The organism is Streptomyces sp. NPDC026062 (assembly GCF_055568375.1).
Genome location: NZ_JBVHOQ010000065.1, coordinates 1 through 14,746, shown reverse-complemented (window position 1 = coordinate 14,746; position 14,746 = coordinate 1). Strand labels below are relative to the sequence as shown.

At 66.7% G+C, this 14,746-nt stretch carries 13 protein-coding genes; 3 read left to right on the top strand and 10 right to left on the bottom strand.

Features of this window, described 5'->3' with window-relative positions; genetic code table 11:
- Positions 1-1,703: 1,703 nt before the first annotated feature.
- A complete protein-coding gene (locus ACZ4LX_RS35480; RefSeq protein WP_467651175.1) occupies positions 1,704-3,074 on the top strand; it encodes a YDG/SRA domain-containing protein in 1,371 nt (456 codons plus the stop codon).
- Positions 3,075-4,048: 974 nt separating this feature from the next.
- Here the strand turns inward: ACZ4LX_RS35480 and ACZ4LX_RS35475 are convergent.
- The 9 genes from ACZ4LX_RS35475 to ACZ4LX_RS35435 form a co-directional block, all read right to left on the bottom strand.
- The gene (locus ACZ4LX_RS35475; protein WP_467651159.1) at positions 4,049-4,846 is read right to left on the bottom strand and encodes a DUF5707 domain-containing protein; all 798 of its coding nucleotides are present in this window, start codon (positions 4,844-4,846) and stop codon (positions 4,049-4,051) included.
- An 803-nt stretch (positions 4,847-5,649) separates the two neighbouring features.
- Positions 5,650-6,207, bottom strand: a complete 558-nt coding sequence (locus ACZ4LX_RS35470; RefSeq protein ID WP_467651160.1) for a cytochrome P450 — start codon at positions 6,205-6,207, stop codon at positions 5,650-5,652.
- A 56-nt stretch (positions 6,208-6,263) separates the two neighbouring features.
- Entirely contained in the window at positions 6,264-6,848 is a 585-nt protein-coding gene (locus ACZ4LX_RS35465; protein ID WP_467651163.1) for a cytochrome P450 family protein, read from the bottom strand.
- Between the two features lie 461 nt (positions 6,849-7,309).
- A complete protein-coding gene (locus ACZ4LX_RS35460) occupies positions 7,310-8,605 on the bottom strand; it encodes a competence protein CoiA family protein (protein ID WP_467651165.1) in 1,296 nt (431 codons plus the stop codon).
- 559 nt (positions 8,606-9,164) lie between these two features.
- Entirely contained in the window at positions 9,165-9,764 is a 600-nt protein-coding gene (locus ACZ4LX_RS35455; RefSeq protein WP_467651166.1) for a class IV adenylate cyclase, read from the bottom strand.
- Between the two features lie 20 nt (positions 9,765-9,784).
- Positions 9,785-10,438, bottom strand: coding sequence for a class I SAM-dependent methyltransferase (locus ACZ4LX_RS35450; protein ID WP_467651167.1), 654 nt, complete (start codon positions 10,436-10,438; stop codon positions 9,785-9,787).
- Entirely contained in the window at positions 10,356-10,997 is a 642-nt protein-coding gene (locus ACZ4LX_RS35445; protein WP_467651168.1) for a P-loop nucleotide/nucleoside kinase family protein, read from the bottom strand. The genes ACZ4LX_RS35450 and ACZ4LX_RS35445 overlap by 83 nt, the downstream gene beginning before the upstream one ends.
- Positions 10,990-11,892 (bottom strand): radical SAM protein, encoded by a 903-nt coding sequence (locus tag ACZ4LX_RS35440; protein WP_467651169.1) that lies wholly within the window; start codon positions 11,890-11,892, stop codon positions 10,990-10,992. The genes ACZ4LX_RS35445 and ACZ4LX_RS35440 overlap by 8 nt, the downstream gene beginning before the upstream one ends.
- A gap of 108 nt (positions 11,893-12,000) precedes the next feature.
- Positions 12,001-12,693, bottom strand: coding sequence for an HAD family hydrolase (locus tag ACZ4LX_RS35435; protein ID WP_467651170.1), 693 nt, complete (start codon positions 12,691-12,693; stop codon positions 12,001-12,003).
- A gap of 98 nt (positions 12,694-12,791) precedes the next feature.
- Between ACZ4LX_RS35435 and ACZ4LX_RS35430 the strand changes: the two genes are divergently transcribed.
- Positions 12,792-13,565, top strand: a complete 774-nt coding sequence (locus ACZ4LX_RS35430; RefSeq protein WP_467651171.1) for an XRE family transcriptional regulator — start codon at positions 12,792-12,794, stop codon at positions 13,563-13,565.
- Complete coding sequence (locus ACZ4LX_RS35425) at positions 13,552-14,019, top strand: NUDIX hydrolase (RefSeq protein ID WP_467651172.1); 468 nt, start codon at positions 13,552-13,554, stop codon at positions 14,017-14,019. Before ACZ4LX_RS35430 ends, ACZ4LX_RS35425 begins: the two co-directional genes overlap by 14 nt.
- Here the strand turns inward: ACZ4LX_RS35425 and ACZ4LX_RS35420 are convergent.
- Positions 14,007-14,570, bottom strand: a complete 564-nt coding sequence (locus tag ACZ4LX_RS35420) for an HD domain-containing protein (protein ID WP_467651173.1) — start codon at positions 14,568-14,570, stop codon at positions 14,007-14,009. The genes ACZ4LX_RS35425 and ACZ4LX_RS35420 overlap by 13 nt on opposite strands.
- Positions 14,571-14,746 lie beyond the last annotated feature (176 nt).

The window sequence follows — 14,746 nt, the reverse complement described above, 5'->3', positions numbered from 1 at the left end:
TCGAGGACGCCGTCACTCGCGCACTGGGCAAGGCCCCCACCAACCAGCGGCGACTTACGGACGGCCGCGACACGAGAACCGTCCTTCTCGGCATGATCCGCGAGTGGGAGGAGATTTGTGGCGGCACATTCGAGTGCAGACTGGTCGGCAGTCGGTGGGCTCATCTGTCCGACGACTCCCTGGCGATCGGCAACTACCGCCCGCTTGGCCTCAGCACAGACATGTGCGCCGTGAGCGACCATTCCACGGCACGCACCTTCGGATCTGGATACCGGGACTTCATCATCGGGAACGCCGCACCCGTGTCCTACTGGAGCGCGCTCACGACACTCGACGACATGGTTCCCGTCATGCTCGCTGTCCTCGACCGCGAGCTCACCGGCGGCATAGCGTGCCTCGACTGGTACCTGCAGACCGCATGCGCACCCAGGCTCTGCCGAGAGCATCCTGCCGAGGACGGCACGCCGTTCTGCGGCTCGATGAGCTGCGCAGGAGCATCACCGGGGACGCCGTGCGACTGCTCCTGTGGGGGCGCGAATCACGGAATGGGTAAGGAGACCATCCAGGCTCTGCGTCCCGAAGCGCCAGAGTGGTCAACAGCACCGGCGCCGCTATGGCGCCCAGGCGCCGGCAGCGTGGAAGTCGATCGCGAACACCGCCGGATCGTGGGGCGGGACCCATTCAGTAGGCATGGTGCTCGCGTGCGGCCGCCCTCGATGGCATGGACCTCAAGGACGAAGTATGACGCATGAGCTGATCACCATTTGTGACGAATGCAAGCAGGTCGTCGCTGACGGCAAGGGAAGCCTCTGAGTCTGCCTCGTGCCCTCATTCGTCCCGTTACCGGCATCTGTACGACCTCGCTCCAGCGGGCTTGGCTTGGCCCAGAGGATGGGTGCCGCACTCCTCTGGAGCCGCAGCACCCATCAAACGCCTGCCCTTGGCCCTCTATCACCTCCGGGGATTTTGTCCGAGAAGCGAATTCATCACGTTCAGGGCCGCCCTCTGACGCTGAACCCTCTTCGACCACACCGCCGGGCAGACCACCCCGAAGAAGAACAACGAACCCAGGACGAGACCCGGCGCCGCAGAAATGACGGCGATGGTCTTGTTTCCCTGAAAGGCGGCTGCGAAGGGGCCCACGCTGGTCGCCGCCACGCTCGCTGGCGCAAGCCAGCGTGAGGCGCGCCTGGGAGGCGCAGCGCCACCCACCACCTGAGCGGTTACACCAGGCTCAACACTCCCCGTACCCTCAAGCATGTAGTTCTCCGTTGGTCGACGATGGGGGCTACGTGCAATGACGGCTTCCTGTTGGCGCAGGGAGCCGTCGCTCTTTGTGGAGTGCGGCTCAGCCGATGTCGCAACGATCTCAGACCTTCACGAGCGGGAATCCCGCAGAAAACTCCGCGGGACTCATGTAATCTCAAGTTTTGGCAGTTCAGAAGCCCACCGGAGGTGTCGACTGTGGTGCAGGCCACATCCAAGAGGAAGGAAAATGTGATGCGCATCACTGTGAGGACGTGCCTCGAAGGCTGCCGCTGAGCGGGGATGGCCCTCTAGTGTCCTTCGCTCGCGCCCTTCGCGAGCTGAGGGAACGGACGCAGGGCAGTGTCGAAATGGCGGTGGCCCGGGGCGCGTCACGGACGGCTGTCTACGCAGCCCTGAGCGGCAGTCGCCTTCCAAGTGTCCAGACCTTGGATGCCGTGATCGGAGCCTGGACTGCCGGTGGGGAGACGGAACTCCAGCGCTGGCGCGAACGCCGTCGTGCCACCGAGGAGTCTTTGGCCGAGGTCGCACGGCAAAAGGGCGCCGCCACGGCACGCCGAACGCCCGAAGAGGAAGATTTCACCGAGCAGTTGCGCCTGGTATGGCAGGAGTGTGGCGGTCACTCGACCGAAAGGGTGGCACGACACTGCGGCCTGAGCGCACGAACCCTCGACTCCTACCTGGAAGGTCGGACGCTACCGAATGCCGTGCGTCTTCGAGAACTCTTTGACGGGCTTTCGGCTGTACAGGGTGACAGTGAGTCCACATCGCCGTCGATCCGCGAGGCATTGGTCGATGAGGCGCTCTTCCGGGCACGCACGGCCCGGAAGGAGGAACGGACACGGGTCCGGCAGTTGGCAAGAGCGCTGCCAGGGGGACAACCAGTCACCTCGAACACTCCACTTTTCGATGGCTTCGGCGCCGTACCAGGAGTTCGCCTCGGGCAACGGTTCGACAACCGGCGAGCGCTGTCCCAGGCTGGCGTGCACCGGCAGGTCATCGCCGGCATCGCCGGCAGTAGGGACCGGGGTGCGGAATCAGTCGTAGTTTCTGGCGCGCACGCAGATGACGACCACGGCGACGTGATCATCTACACAGGCGAGGGCGCTCTCGACCCACGGACTGGCCGTCAGGCGCACGATCAAGAGCTGACCCGAGGAAATGCCGCTCTCGCAGCAAGTGCCGCCACTGGCCTCCCTGTTCGGGTGACCCGTCGGATCACAGTGGGGCCACATGCAGGGGAGTACCGATATGACGGGCTGTACAAGATCGAAGATTACTGGTCCGAGCGAGGCCAACACGGCTACAGGGTGTGGCGCTTCCGCCTCGTTCAGCTCGCAGCAGTAGAGCAACGCGAGGCGGCCCAGCCAGCGCTCACGCCGACGGCAAATAGTGAAACGCGCGAGCACAGTGATCGCCCCCGTTCGATGTCCTCGGTACAGCGCGTCGTACGAAGCACCGCAATTGCGAACCTCGTCAAGCGCATGCACAACTACACATGCCAGGTGTGCGGCATCCGTCTCCAGGGTGCAACGGGCGGGTATGCCGAGGCAGCGCACATCCGCCCGCTTGGATCGCCTCACGGCGGTCCGGACACGGTTGGGAACGTGCTCTGTCTCTGCCCCAATCACCACGTGCTCCTCGATCAGGGCATGCTGATCATCAATGACGACCTGACCGTCGTGAACCGTGCGGACAGCGCGGTGCTCGGCCACCTCCGCGAAACCGAGAATCATCGGGTCGGCAGGGAACACCTCTCGCACCACCGGGTCCGCCATGCGCTGCCCACAGGCGAAGGTGCCCAATGATGTCCTGAGTGCGCCAGTGGCCACAGCACTCCGAGGCCGCAGCCCGAGTGCCCAGGCATCGACACTCCCCTGACAGGGGACCACGGGCACCGAACAGGCAGAAGGCCGAGCTTCTTGGTCTCAGTTCTGGTCTCATTCGCATCCGTCCGGGCCGGTCCGAGCGCGGTCGCCCCGGAGGCTCCGCCGCAGGTCAGGACACCCATGACCTCCGCCGGACATCCATACGAACATTTGGAAAGCGTGTTGGGGGCAACCCCTCACGAGTTCGAATCTCGTATCCTCCGCCATTGCTCTCACCGGGCAATACGTCGAAGGCCCCCGCAGCTCGCTGCGGGGGCCTTCGACGTGCGTGGTCTCAGTTGCCGTCTGTCGGCCGTTCAAGAGCGCATGGCACACACCGCGGAACATGGCCGCGTCGCGCCCCACGCCTGAGCATCAGCTGGCCACACTCTGCGCACGGCCCAGCTCCCACGGCGGGCAGCCCAGTGCCGCAGAGGCAGCGGCCCGCTCGACAGGCAAGATCAGCGTGAGGTTGCGCGACCGCTGTGCCGGCACCCTGGGCCCCCACGGCCGTGAAGAGGGCTCCGGCCCATGCCGTCGTCCTGCTGAAAGTGGACGGCTCTCGACTTGACCGGACTCTGCCCACAACGCGCTGCTGCGGTCTGCGAGCAGATCAGCCGGCAGGCGTGTGACTGCCTGCACGCCTCTGCTCGTCAGGCCCCTTTGTCGTGCCCCTCGCGCGCCCGAAGAGAGGGCACGTCACGGTGACCAGAGGGAGTCACGGGGAATCTCGCACAACAGCGCAGGTCAGAGACTTTGCAGGCCAGGAACCATCTGCGTACGCGATCTTCCGAACTGGTGATCCAGGTTCCCGAGCGCGCCGGCGCTTCTTCGACGGAAACGCCCCTCGCGGAAACGACGACGGGCCCGGCCTGCCTGGCCCGTCGGTTCTCTCGCTACCGCGCGCCGCGGGACTACTTCACGTCGACAAAGTCACCGGTGGCGTTGACGGCGGGAGTCGAGGTCGTACCCGCGAAGCTCCAGCGCCAGTAGCCGTCCTCCACCGCCTTGACCGTGGTCTTCAGCGTGCCGGTATTGGAGCCCTTCACCGTTTTGACGGTGGTGTATGCGCTGCTGTTCTTCTTCCGGAACTGGAGTTTGACCGACTGGGACGCGTAGCCCGCGTACTTACGGGTGTCCCAGTTGGCCCGGTCCAGCTTGCCCGTGACCGTGATGGTGCTGCCCTTCTTCACGGGCTCCGGGGAGGCGTTGACCGTCAGCCGCGACAGCCGCTGGAACCTGACCGAGGAGAACGTGTCCTTCTCGGTGAAGTTCCCGTCCTTGCCCCATGCGCCGGCGTAGACCCGCCAAGTCGTGGCGTTGGTGTTCCACAGGTATCCGGGATCGACCGTGATGGTGAGGGTGCAGGTCGAGGTTGTGGTGTTCGCGGCCTTGCACTTGGCCCTTTCCCCGTCCGGGTGGAACCCGAAGTCGTACAGGTTCGGGTTGCTGTCGCGGCCTCTCCATATGTAGGAAAGAGCGTCTTCGATGCCCGAGGAGTGGGACGCGGTGACGGAGACCGTCACCTTCTTGGTGGCAGTGGTACCGAGCACGATCGGCTTTCCACTGTTGACAACGACCTTGCTGATCACCGGGGTGGCGGCCGCCCGCGTCAGCGCGAACGAAGGGCTGCTCGCCTGAGAGACCGGCACGGCGAGGGCGGACAGGGCCAGGGCTCCGGAGACCGCGGCAACAGTGGCACGAATACGCATGTGATTCCCAAGTCTGGTCTGTGGGTCTGCTGATCCGACAGACCAGACCTGGGGCGACCGCGAAAGGTTGTGCACAAAGATGAACTCTTCGCGAAGATCGATTCGAGACGGCCAACACTCCGCTCCGACCGGTCATTCGAACCAGCGGTCCCTGGCCGGCTCCGCCGTCCGCGACGGATCTACCGAGTGCTTGCCGCACCACTCGATGTGGTCGTGGACGACCTGGTGGTCGGCGTGGCCGGGTTGGCCTTGCGCCGGCGGATGGGCGCGCCACCCTCGCGGGTGGCGGTGATACGAGCAGACATAGACGCACCGTCCCCTCTGAGACGCTGGACAGATGCTGACTGAAGAGGAAGCACGAGGGCTCTCTTCGGCGGAGCTCGCACGGACCAGAAGAGCGATGACAGAAGACCTGGACCTTGCGATCTCCAGGGTTGAACCCGTGTCTTTCGGGTGGGTGTTCCACTGGTGCGCGCGACGGAACATCGCTCGCCCCGCCGGCCAGCGGCCAGCACTCGGCGGGAGCGGCCCTTTCTTGGTGGATCGGGAGAACTAGGGCCTCTCGTTTGGATCATGCCGAGCTGCAACCAGCAGGCCCGTACCCCGACAGATCGCGGACTATGAGCGTCGCGGTGGTGCGGTTCGGGGCATCGCCGGTGCGATCCAACCGAAGTGGGCGATCGTCGTCCCGGGCAGCAGACCGCAGCAGTGCGGCGCGAAGAGCGCGGGCCGGGTGACGGCGACGTGACCCGGCTACCGGACCAGCGCCGAGCATCGTCACCCGTTGATCTGTACGAAACCGCTCAGGTCCCGGTCGCAGCGAACGGCAGGGACGCGTACCGCCGGACGTAGTTGCCGTCGGCGAAGGTGCCCGCTGCTGCGTCGACCCCGAAGTCCGGGAAGCGCGCCAGGAGTTCCTTCAGCGCCGTTCGGGAGACCAGGCGGGCCGCGGAGGCGCCCAGGCAGTGGTGTGGGCCGTGGGTGAAGGCGAGGTGCTGGGGGCCCTCGCGGGTGAGGTCCGGGTGGTGGGCGGTGGGGCCGAAGGCGCGTGGGTCGCGGTTGGCGGCTGCGTAAAGGAGAAGGACCTTGCGGCCGGCGGGGACGGTTCGGCCGTGGAGGGTGGTGTCTTCGGAGACGGTGCGGGCCAGGCACTGGACGGGGGAGGTCAGCCGGAGGAATTCCTCGATGGCGGAGGGGAGCAGGGCGGGGGTGTCCAGGAGGGCGCGGCGTTGGCCCGGGTGGGCGGTAAGGAGTTCGGCGGCGCCGCCGAGCAGGCCGGTGGTGGTGTCGTTGCCGCCGGCGACCATGGTGAAGGCGAAGCCGAGGATGCGCAGCAGGGTGCCGGCGTCGTCCGACGGCATCAGGCCGACCAGGTCGGAGACAGTGTCGTCGGCGGGTTCGGTGCGGCGGCGTTCGATCAGCTCGGTGAAGTAGCCGAAGAGGCTGGTGACGCTTCGGCGGCGGTGAGCGGGTCGCCCAGCGCGTTGGCCTCGGCGATGGCGTGGGTCCAGCCGTCGAAGTGGGCGCGGTCGTGTTCGGGGACGCCGAGATAGCGGCCGACGATGTAGCTGGGCAACGGTTTGAAGAGTTCGGCGATGATGTCGCAGTTGCCGCCGAGATCGGCGATGCGGTCCAGGCGGGCCCGGACGAAGGCACGGACGTGCGGCTCGATGGCGGCGACCCGGCGCGGGGTATAGCCGCGGGTGATCAGCCGGCGGAAGGCGGTGTGCTCGGGTGGGTCCAGCATCACCATCGGGGCGACGTCAGTGATGCCGAGGCGTTCGCGCACGCCGTAGGTGATGGTCAGGCCGGCGGCGGAGGAGTAGCGGTCGGTGTCGCGGGCGGCGGCGAGCACGTCCGCGTAGCGGGAAAGGACCCAGTAGTCGCCGTCGGCGACGTGGTGGAGGGGGTGCGCGTCGCGCAGTGTCGCGTACATCTCCCACGGCGAGCGCCAGCTCTCGCCGGCGCACGGGGCGAATGGGGTCTGATGAGATGCGGTCATGCCGAGGGTGGGGGCGGCGCCCGCAGGAGTCAATGGCACCTGCGGAGCCACGCCCTGGACGGATCTGCCGGCCAGGGCCGAGCGGTGCCTGGCCGAACGCGGCCGGGTCCGTACACCGTCCGGGACATCGCCTCAGCCGCCGGAGTCAGCCGGCCGCCATCGACCACCACTTCGGCAGAGCCATGGTGACGGGCAACAACTGACCGGACTCCGGTCTCAGTTCCGGTCTCATTCATCCCCGTACAGCAGCGTCCATCGCTCGGCCGCTGCCCAACTCCGTGGCAGGTCAGGACACCCACGGCCTGCGCCGGACCCCCATACGAACATTCGGAAAGCGTGTTGGGGGCAACCCCTCACGAGTTCGAATCTCGTATCCTCCGCCATTGCTCTCACCGGGCAATACGTCGAAGGCCCCCGCAGCTTGCTGCGGGGGCCTTCGACGTTGGTGGTTGCAGTTCCGGCTACCGCCCGTTGAGGACTGCCCGGCACACGTTGCAGTACATGGCCGCGTCCTGCCCGTACCGCCGCATCATCTGGCTGCAGCCGGCGCACAGCCCCAGCTCCCATGGTGGGCAGCCCAGCGCGGCAGAGGCTGCTGCCCGCTCGACGGGAGTGATCCGATTCGGGTCGCTGGAACGTTGGGCCGGCAGACGCGGGAGGGTGAAGCCGCCCGTCGGTTGATCCAGATCGCGAAGAGGCCGGGCGTCACTGATGAACCAGCTGTCTTCGCCCGCCCGGCAGGTGCGGTCGACCTCCTGCTCAGCGAACGTGATCACGTCGTCGTCCTCTTCGGCCGGGAACGCGGGCAGAGGCGTCTTCTCGTCGACGATCTCCTCCCACAGCGCACGATCGGCCGCCGACACCCACATGTGTCGCCCAGCGCGACCACTCCCGCGGCTGGGCACGTAAACCGGAACGCTCTCCCCCGTAGCACTCTGCAGAACCAGGTCCTCGATGCAGACCGGCTTCTTCTCCGGGAGGCACAGCGCCGGCACGAACCAGTCCGCGTGAATCGCGCCGCAATGACCGGCACCCTCGCTGAGGAGGCAGTGGCGCTCGCTGCTCGGTACGCACTTCCAGACTTCGAGGTGCCGGTAGCCGCCGCGGATCACCATCTCCTTGCGGTCAACAATGTCCTTCCACGGCATGTCGTCGACGCGCGCCCAGGGGGCGCGGTCGATCAGGGAAGCCGTCCGGTCCTTCGCCACCCACAGCGGAGTGATGCCGTGCTCCACCGCGTTGACCGAACGCCGGTGCACGCTGTTGGGGCCGAGGTGGTGGTACTGAATCTCCCAACCGATCCTGAGACCGCCAGGCCCGGTGACAACGGCGTCCGAGACGCTCCCCCGGTTAGCCATGGAAACCTCTGCCTCGGCGTCCAGACCGTACCGCCCGGCGGTCTCGACGATCCGCTCCTTGGTGGCCTTGTGCTGGGCGCTCTCCGCCGGGGTCGCCTTGTGCGTGATCGGCAGGTGCGAGGCGACGAGAGGTCGTCGGCCCCCAACCCTGCCTCGACGGATGAACATCCACGGGGACTTGCCGCCGGTCTCCGACAAGCATTCCCGGCCGTCGTGGTGTGCGAGGCATTCGAGCAGCTGCGCGTCGCGGTCGGAGACCCTAGCGGTGATCTCCCGCAACAGATCGGGACGCCCCGGGTGACCGAGGTCAGGCAGCGACAGATTGATCTCTAGGCCATATCCGGTGTGCCACACCCCATTTGCCATCTCTCTACCATAGAAGCGACCACTGACACTCAACAGGGCGTCTCCCGAAGGGAGATGGCCTCAATGGCGGCTGCTGCCATGGCACGTGGCCGTTGTTCCTGGTCGCAGCTGTCGGAGAGGCGCCTGCAGATCAGCGGCTGGGCCCGTCACCACGCGTGGTGACGGGCCCAGCCGCTGATCTGCCCACTGTCCGTTCTCGGCCTCACTCCCGACGGAACATGTCGCCCCGCGCACGATGCCTTCCAACGCGGCGTCCCCCAGGCTGCCCGGTCGCAGAAGCCCTGCTGACAGGCGCCCGGCGAGTCGGTTCATCGTGAAGGAGAGAGATTGCCAGACCTGCTCCTGCAAGTCGCGGATGCACGGGCCGCAGGCCAACATCGCCGCCTGGGCTCCCCCACACTCACCGGGCCGATCCACAGAACATAGGTCCACCGCTGGCCGCAATAGAGCCAGCCAGCAGAAGCCGTCAGTCCACGTATTGCCGTCGTCGGTGTCTGCGGCGGCGGGCAGACCGCCGCTCGCGATCTCGGCGATGCCGGGTATGACCCGCGGCGTCACGGCCAGTTCTATCAACACAGCTCGGTCCCCAAGATCACTCGCTCGGAACAGCTGCCCTGGCCGAAGCCTGCTTGTCGGCGTCGGCGTCGGCGTCGGCGAAGAGGAGCGTGGGCTCGGCCAGGATGTCCCTGCCGGCCTCGCTCTTGTAGATCTCGTCGACGCTGCCGAATCGTGCCTCGGTGTAGTCGAGGTCGAGCAGGGCTGCTGCCTGGCGGACCGATGCCTCGTCGGGGCCTTCGATCTCGACGAACGTGGGGAGGTCCGGCCAGGTGTCGAAGTCGAAGGCGACTTCGCCCAGGCGCCACTCCTCGCGGTAGTTCTCCTGGTAGCGGACTTCGCGCAGGCCGACGTTGCGGAGGATCTCGGCCATGGCGTGCAGGTCGGACACCTCGGTCTCGATCTCGGTGGTGCCGTCGATCGTCGTGGAGTCGGTGACCTGCTTCAGCGTGAGCGTGGAGCGGGTGGCCTCGTCCCTCAGGCGGACCCAGGCGCCGCCTTCGAGGGCGTCGTTCTCGAAGATCTTCCGAGTGAGGAGGGTGCGCGGAAATGCCCGGACGGCTCCGAGCGCGGTCAGTTTGGCCTGGAGGCCCTCGACGTCGATGGAGAGGAACTTGGCCTCGTACTCGTGCTTCACAGGTCCTTCTTCCCGTAGCTCTAGGAGGGGGTGGACGCACGGGCGGCGAGGAGCAGGCCCATACGGTGGTTGTGGTCCTGCAGCTGTCCGACGTGCGCCTGCTCGGTGAACTCGTTGGTCCGCAGTGTGAGCAGGACGTCCCAGTCCCCGATGAAGTAACGCCGCAGCTTCTCGGGGGATGTGTAGTGCTCCAGCACGTGGTGGCGTTGCGTGAGGGGCATCATGAACTCCGCGCCGAACAGACCGCCGGGCCGGACCAGGTGCTGCATCCGGTCGACGAACTTGCCCAACGGCCGGTGGTGGTTGGCACTGTAATGCCACGAGCAGCTCGTCCAGACGGCATCACAGGGGGCGGTGGCGGGTTCGGAGGCGAGGAAGTCCTCCTCCACGACCTGGACACGGTCGTGAAGCCCTTCCTGCTTCAGCCGCTCGATCATGCCCGTCGCGTGACCGGTTCTGCCACCAGGGAGTTGGACCTCGCCGCCGTGGAGGGCGAGCGGGTCGCGCTCGATGGCGATGACGCGGTAGCCGGCCGCGGCCAGTGGAGCGACGAGTCTGCCGTCGCTTGCGCCGATGACCGTCACGGTGGAGTCAGGCTCCGTACGCTCCTTCAGCGCGGCGAGGAACTGTGGGAAGAAGGTGAGGGTGTGCCGCCACATGCTGGGTGTCTGCACGGAATTGCTCTCCTTGCGGGTGGGTGCTCAGGACGGCTCGGAGTACCTCGTCAGGGGTGAGACCGGTGGTGTTCACGCGGTGCATCGGGAACGAGGCGTAGGCGTCGGTGATCTTGTCTGTGGTGATCTCGGCGAGGGCGTCCCAACGCGAGACGGGCTTGTCGCGCCTGGCGAGTCGGCGCTGCCGCTCGTCCTCCGCGCAGACGAGGTAGTAGGTGACGGGACGCGGAATGCCCGGCGGCAGGGACACGGAGAGGTCGGCTCCGAAAGCGCGGTGGTTGGCCAGACAGCGTGCGAAGTAGCTTTCGACGACGACCGGAGTGCCGGCGGACAGGTACCGCTGGATCTGATCGGTGGCGGTGAACAGAGCTGAGAGGTAGAAGCACATGCGCGCCTCTGCGTTTTCCAGCCGGTCGACCTCCCGCCGCAGTACCTGGTAGGCGGGCGGCACGGTCGGGACCAGCACCGCGCCACGGGCGGCCGCGAGCAGGGGGGCGAGCGTCGACTTGCCGGTGCCGCGTAGCCCTTCGACGCTCTCGAACGACGCCGGGTCAGACACGCCCGTACACCACGTCCGGCACTGCGAGAGTGAGTTCGTCGGTGGCGGACGACCGGTGGTCGATGTGGTCGGCGAGCTTGTCGTACCAGAAGGCGTGCGAGTCCTTGCCGACGGCCTTGCAGGACATGGTGAGCGCGCCGCGCGGGTCGGCCTCGATCCGCTCGATCTCCACGGGGCCCCCGGCGGGGAGGCAGGCGTCCGGTGCACCGAGCTCGGACAGGTCCTCGTCGAGGATCACCTCGATGCCCAGCTCGGCCGAGGCCAGGCACTCCCGCAGACGGGTGTAGGCCGTGGCGTCGTTGACGAGGAGCTCGGGGTGGTCCACTGCGTTGCCGACCGGCCGGAGGCAGTGGAGTTTCAGCTGCTCCACCCCGTACTGCTGCAGTGTGCGGGCGAGCGGCAGGACCTCGTCGATGTTGCGTGAGGTGACCGTCATGGTCGCGCCGGCGCGGACGCCGAGCTGCTGAGCGATTTCGAGGGCGCTCAGGGCACTGCGATAGCTTCCGAACCTCCGGATCTTGTCGTTGGTCGTACCGATGCCCTCCAGCGACACTCGGAGCAGGTCCAGGTCGGGGGCGATCTCAGCCAGCCGGCGCTCGATCCGGTAGCCGTTGGTGCAGATCTCGACCTGCATGCCCAGGGCCCGCTTGGCGTACCGGACGGCCTGGGCGAGGTCCCGGTAGACGAACGGCTCGCCGCCCAGCAGGGTGACGGCCTCGGTGCCGTACTCGTCGCGCATCAGCGTGAGGAGGTTGACCGCCTCGTCCGTGGTGAAGGCGTCGGCGTGCTGGAGCCGTTCGCCGTGGAAGCAGTGCAGGCATTCGAAATTGCAGCGGTAGAGCAGCTGCAGGTACAGCATCCGGATCCTGCGGATCCCGGTGACTTCGCTGATCACGAGGGTCTCCTTCGAGGCGCTTGCCTGGTGGGAGACCTGATACTGGCGGGACAGGTACGGACCTCGTCACCGCGTATCGGGACGCTCCAAGGACGTCCTGGGACGTTTTCAGCGCGCGGAAAGCGCCTCCAGAATCCCGAGCACACGGCCGGTGTCCGTCAGATCGGGCAGGACCGTACGGGCACCGGCGTCTGTCAACTCTTCGGGGCTGTGGACGCCGGAGGCGACCGCGATGATCTCGGAGCCCGTGGAGAGTGCGGCCTCCACGTCCCTCGGGGTGTCTCCGACCAGTACGACGGGCACGCCATCCGGGGCGCCCCGCAGCCGCCGGGCCCGCTCCCGGGCGACAGCGACCAGGTCGGGGCGCTGAAGGGCATCAGCTCCGTAGGCACCAACCGGCAGATCGAGGAAGGGATCAAGGCCAAAGGCCGCGACCTTCACGCGGGCATTGTCCGCGATATTTCCGGTGAGCACCGACGACACCCAACTGCTGCGTACGGAGACCTCCTTCAGGACTTCTCGCACGCCGGGCAGGGCCGTTCCCCGCTGGCTGAGGTCCCGGAGACGCGCCTCACCTGCGCCGGACAGCGCCCCCTCGATAACAGTCCAGTCCGGCTCGGCCAGGCCGTTCCGCTCGAACATGTCTCGCATGATCAGCCGGTCCGTACGCCCTTCCGTCCGCGCCGGTCCCGCGGGCGCCCTTCCCGCCAGGGTCGTGAAAGCGGCGGCGTAGATCTCCTTGCTCACCCCGGCGTTCTCGATGAGGGTGTGGTCGATGTCCCACAGGACGATGAGCTCCATGCATCCAGCGTAAATTGAGCGGACATGGCCCCCTCCTTCTGTGGAACGTCCCGAAACGTCCTTGCCGCTCCTGACCTGCCTCGGCTTGTATGGCGTCTGTGAACGAGCGATTGCACTCCGTGCTCGCCCAGCGCGGCATCCCACCTGAATCACTCGCCGAAGTCTGCGAGGTGGACCCCAAGACCGTTGGCCGGTGGCTTGGCGGACGCGTTCCCCATCCTCGCCACCGCTTCCGCGTCGCCAAGCACTTACGGGTCGAAGAACTGTTCCCCTGGCCCGCACCAGCGCCGAGCACGCCGCAGCAACTCGCTGGGGCCGGGCAGGAGCTGGTCGGGACCTACCAGAACCGGGCGAGCGTCCCACGAGACACATGGCTGTCGCTGCTCAACGGCGCCCAGGAGCAGATCAGCGTCCTCGTCTTCTCCGGCACCTTCTTCGCCCAGTCCAACCCGCATGTCGCCAAGATGCTCGCCGAGCGTGCAGCGAGCGGAGTGCGAGTGCGGCTCTGCTTCGGTGACTCGAAGGGCCGGGCCGCCGCAATCCGGGGCCACGAAGAGGGAATCGGCGACACACTCGCCGCCAAGATCCGTGCCTCGCTGACCTACTACCGGCCCTTGTTGTCCGAGGCCGGATGCGAGGTGAGGCTGCACGACACCACGCTCTACGCCTCCATGTTCCGGTACGACGATGATCTTCTGATCAACCCGCACGTCTGGGGCCAGCCGGCCAGTGCCAACCCCCTCCTCCATCTCCGCAGAGCAGACACGGCGGGCTGGTTCGACAACTACGCTCAGAGTTTCGAAGCTGTCTGGGCCACCGCACGGCCCTGGACACCCGACCAGGAGGGGCCCTCGCCGCATGGGCAGGACTGAGTACTACAACGACCCCAAGGCCCCCAAAGCGAACACGCTCATCCCCGCCAGCAACCTGCTCGTTGTCGACGACAGCGGCGCCATACTCCTCCAGCGCCGCCGGGACACCGGTCAATGGGCCCTGCCCGGAGGAGCCCAGGACATCGGCGAGACGGCTGCCCAGTGCGCCGTGCGCGAATGCCTGGAAGAGACCGGGATCATCGCCGAGATCACCGGCTTCCTAGGGGTCTACACGAACCCGAACCACATCGTGGCCTACACCGACGGCGAGATCCGCCAGCAGTACGAGAACACCTACATCGGCCGACCCGTGGGCGGCGAGCCCACCATCAACGACGAGGCCGACGGCGTCCGCTACGTCCAACCGAGCGACCTGGACCAGTACGACATCCACCCCAGCATGCGGCAGCAAATTGGCGACTACCTCGCAGGTACGTACCCCTACCTGGGCTGAGCCGCCAGCGCCGCCTCCACGCGACCCACGGCCGCGCGGATGCCCGGCGACGCGCGACGGATGAACCGTCCCACCAGGCTGCCGGATTCGTACCGGCTGGCGATCTCGGCCAGGCGAGCATCGGTCGAAGTGACTTTGCCATCCGGTGTAGTTGTCATGTCACAGTACACAAGGGCATCCACAAGCAGAGCCTCATCCAACAACGGGAACTCTCGCTCCAGCACCTCCATCAACCCGCGCTCCTCGGCTTCCAGCAACGCGAACGAATGGTTCGCCACCAAGCGCACCAATCGCTCATCAGCACCATGCTCGTCTCGGAGAAACCGCGCCCCGTCGAGCGGGTGAAAGCCGGTTTCCGCCAGCCGTGGCGCGTAGCCCACGTCATGCAGCACTGCTGCGGAATACAACAGCTCAGCGTTCCCTGCCAGGGCCGGGCCGAGCCCGGCGGCACGCGCCGCCACGCCCTGCGAATGCGCCCACCGTCGGGGAAGCACCTCGCTGAGCTCGTTCTCGGCTACCTGCCTCGCCCATGCCAGCATCGCTTCTTCCATAGCCCGTTCGATGCCCAAAAGGGGCCAAAGTCATTCCATGCCCGGCGTCTCTCAGTGCGCAATCGGTTAGGTGCTGTCAGCGAGCCTTTTCCAACCTCAGGTTGAGGCGTGGTGAAGGACGACGACGGCCTTCACGATGTCGGTGATCCGGTTGGTGCTGCAGCGGAGCTTCCGCA

Coding starts and splice junctions, on each gene's coding strand:
- ACZ4LX_RS35470 (WP_467651160.1), bottom strand. CDS start 6,207: ATGCCGTCGGACGACGCCGGCACCCTGCTGCGCATCCTCGGCTTCGCC.
- ACZ4LX_RS35475 (WP_467651159.1), bottom strand. CDS start 4,846: ATGCGTATTCGTGCCACTGTTGCCGCGGTCTCCGGAGCCCTGGCCCTG.
- ACZ4LX_RS35420 (WP_467651173.1), bottom strand. CDS start 14,570: ATGGAAGAAGCGATGCTGGCATGGGCGAGGCAGGTAGCCGAGAACGAG.
- ACZ4LX_RS35435 (WP_467651170.1), bottom strand. CDS start 12,693: ATGGAGCTCATCGTCCTGTGGGACATCGACCACACCCTCATCGAGAAC.
- ACZ4LX_RS35425 (WP_467651172.1), top strand. CDS start 13,552: ATGGGCAGGACTGAGTACTACAACGACCCCAAGGCCCCCAAAGCGAAC.
- ACZ4LX_RS35465 (WP_467651163.1), bottom strand. CDS start 6,848: ATGACCGCATCTCATCAGACCCCATTCGCCCCGTGCGCCGGCGAGAGC.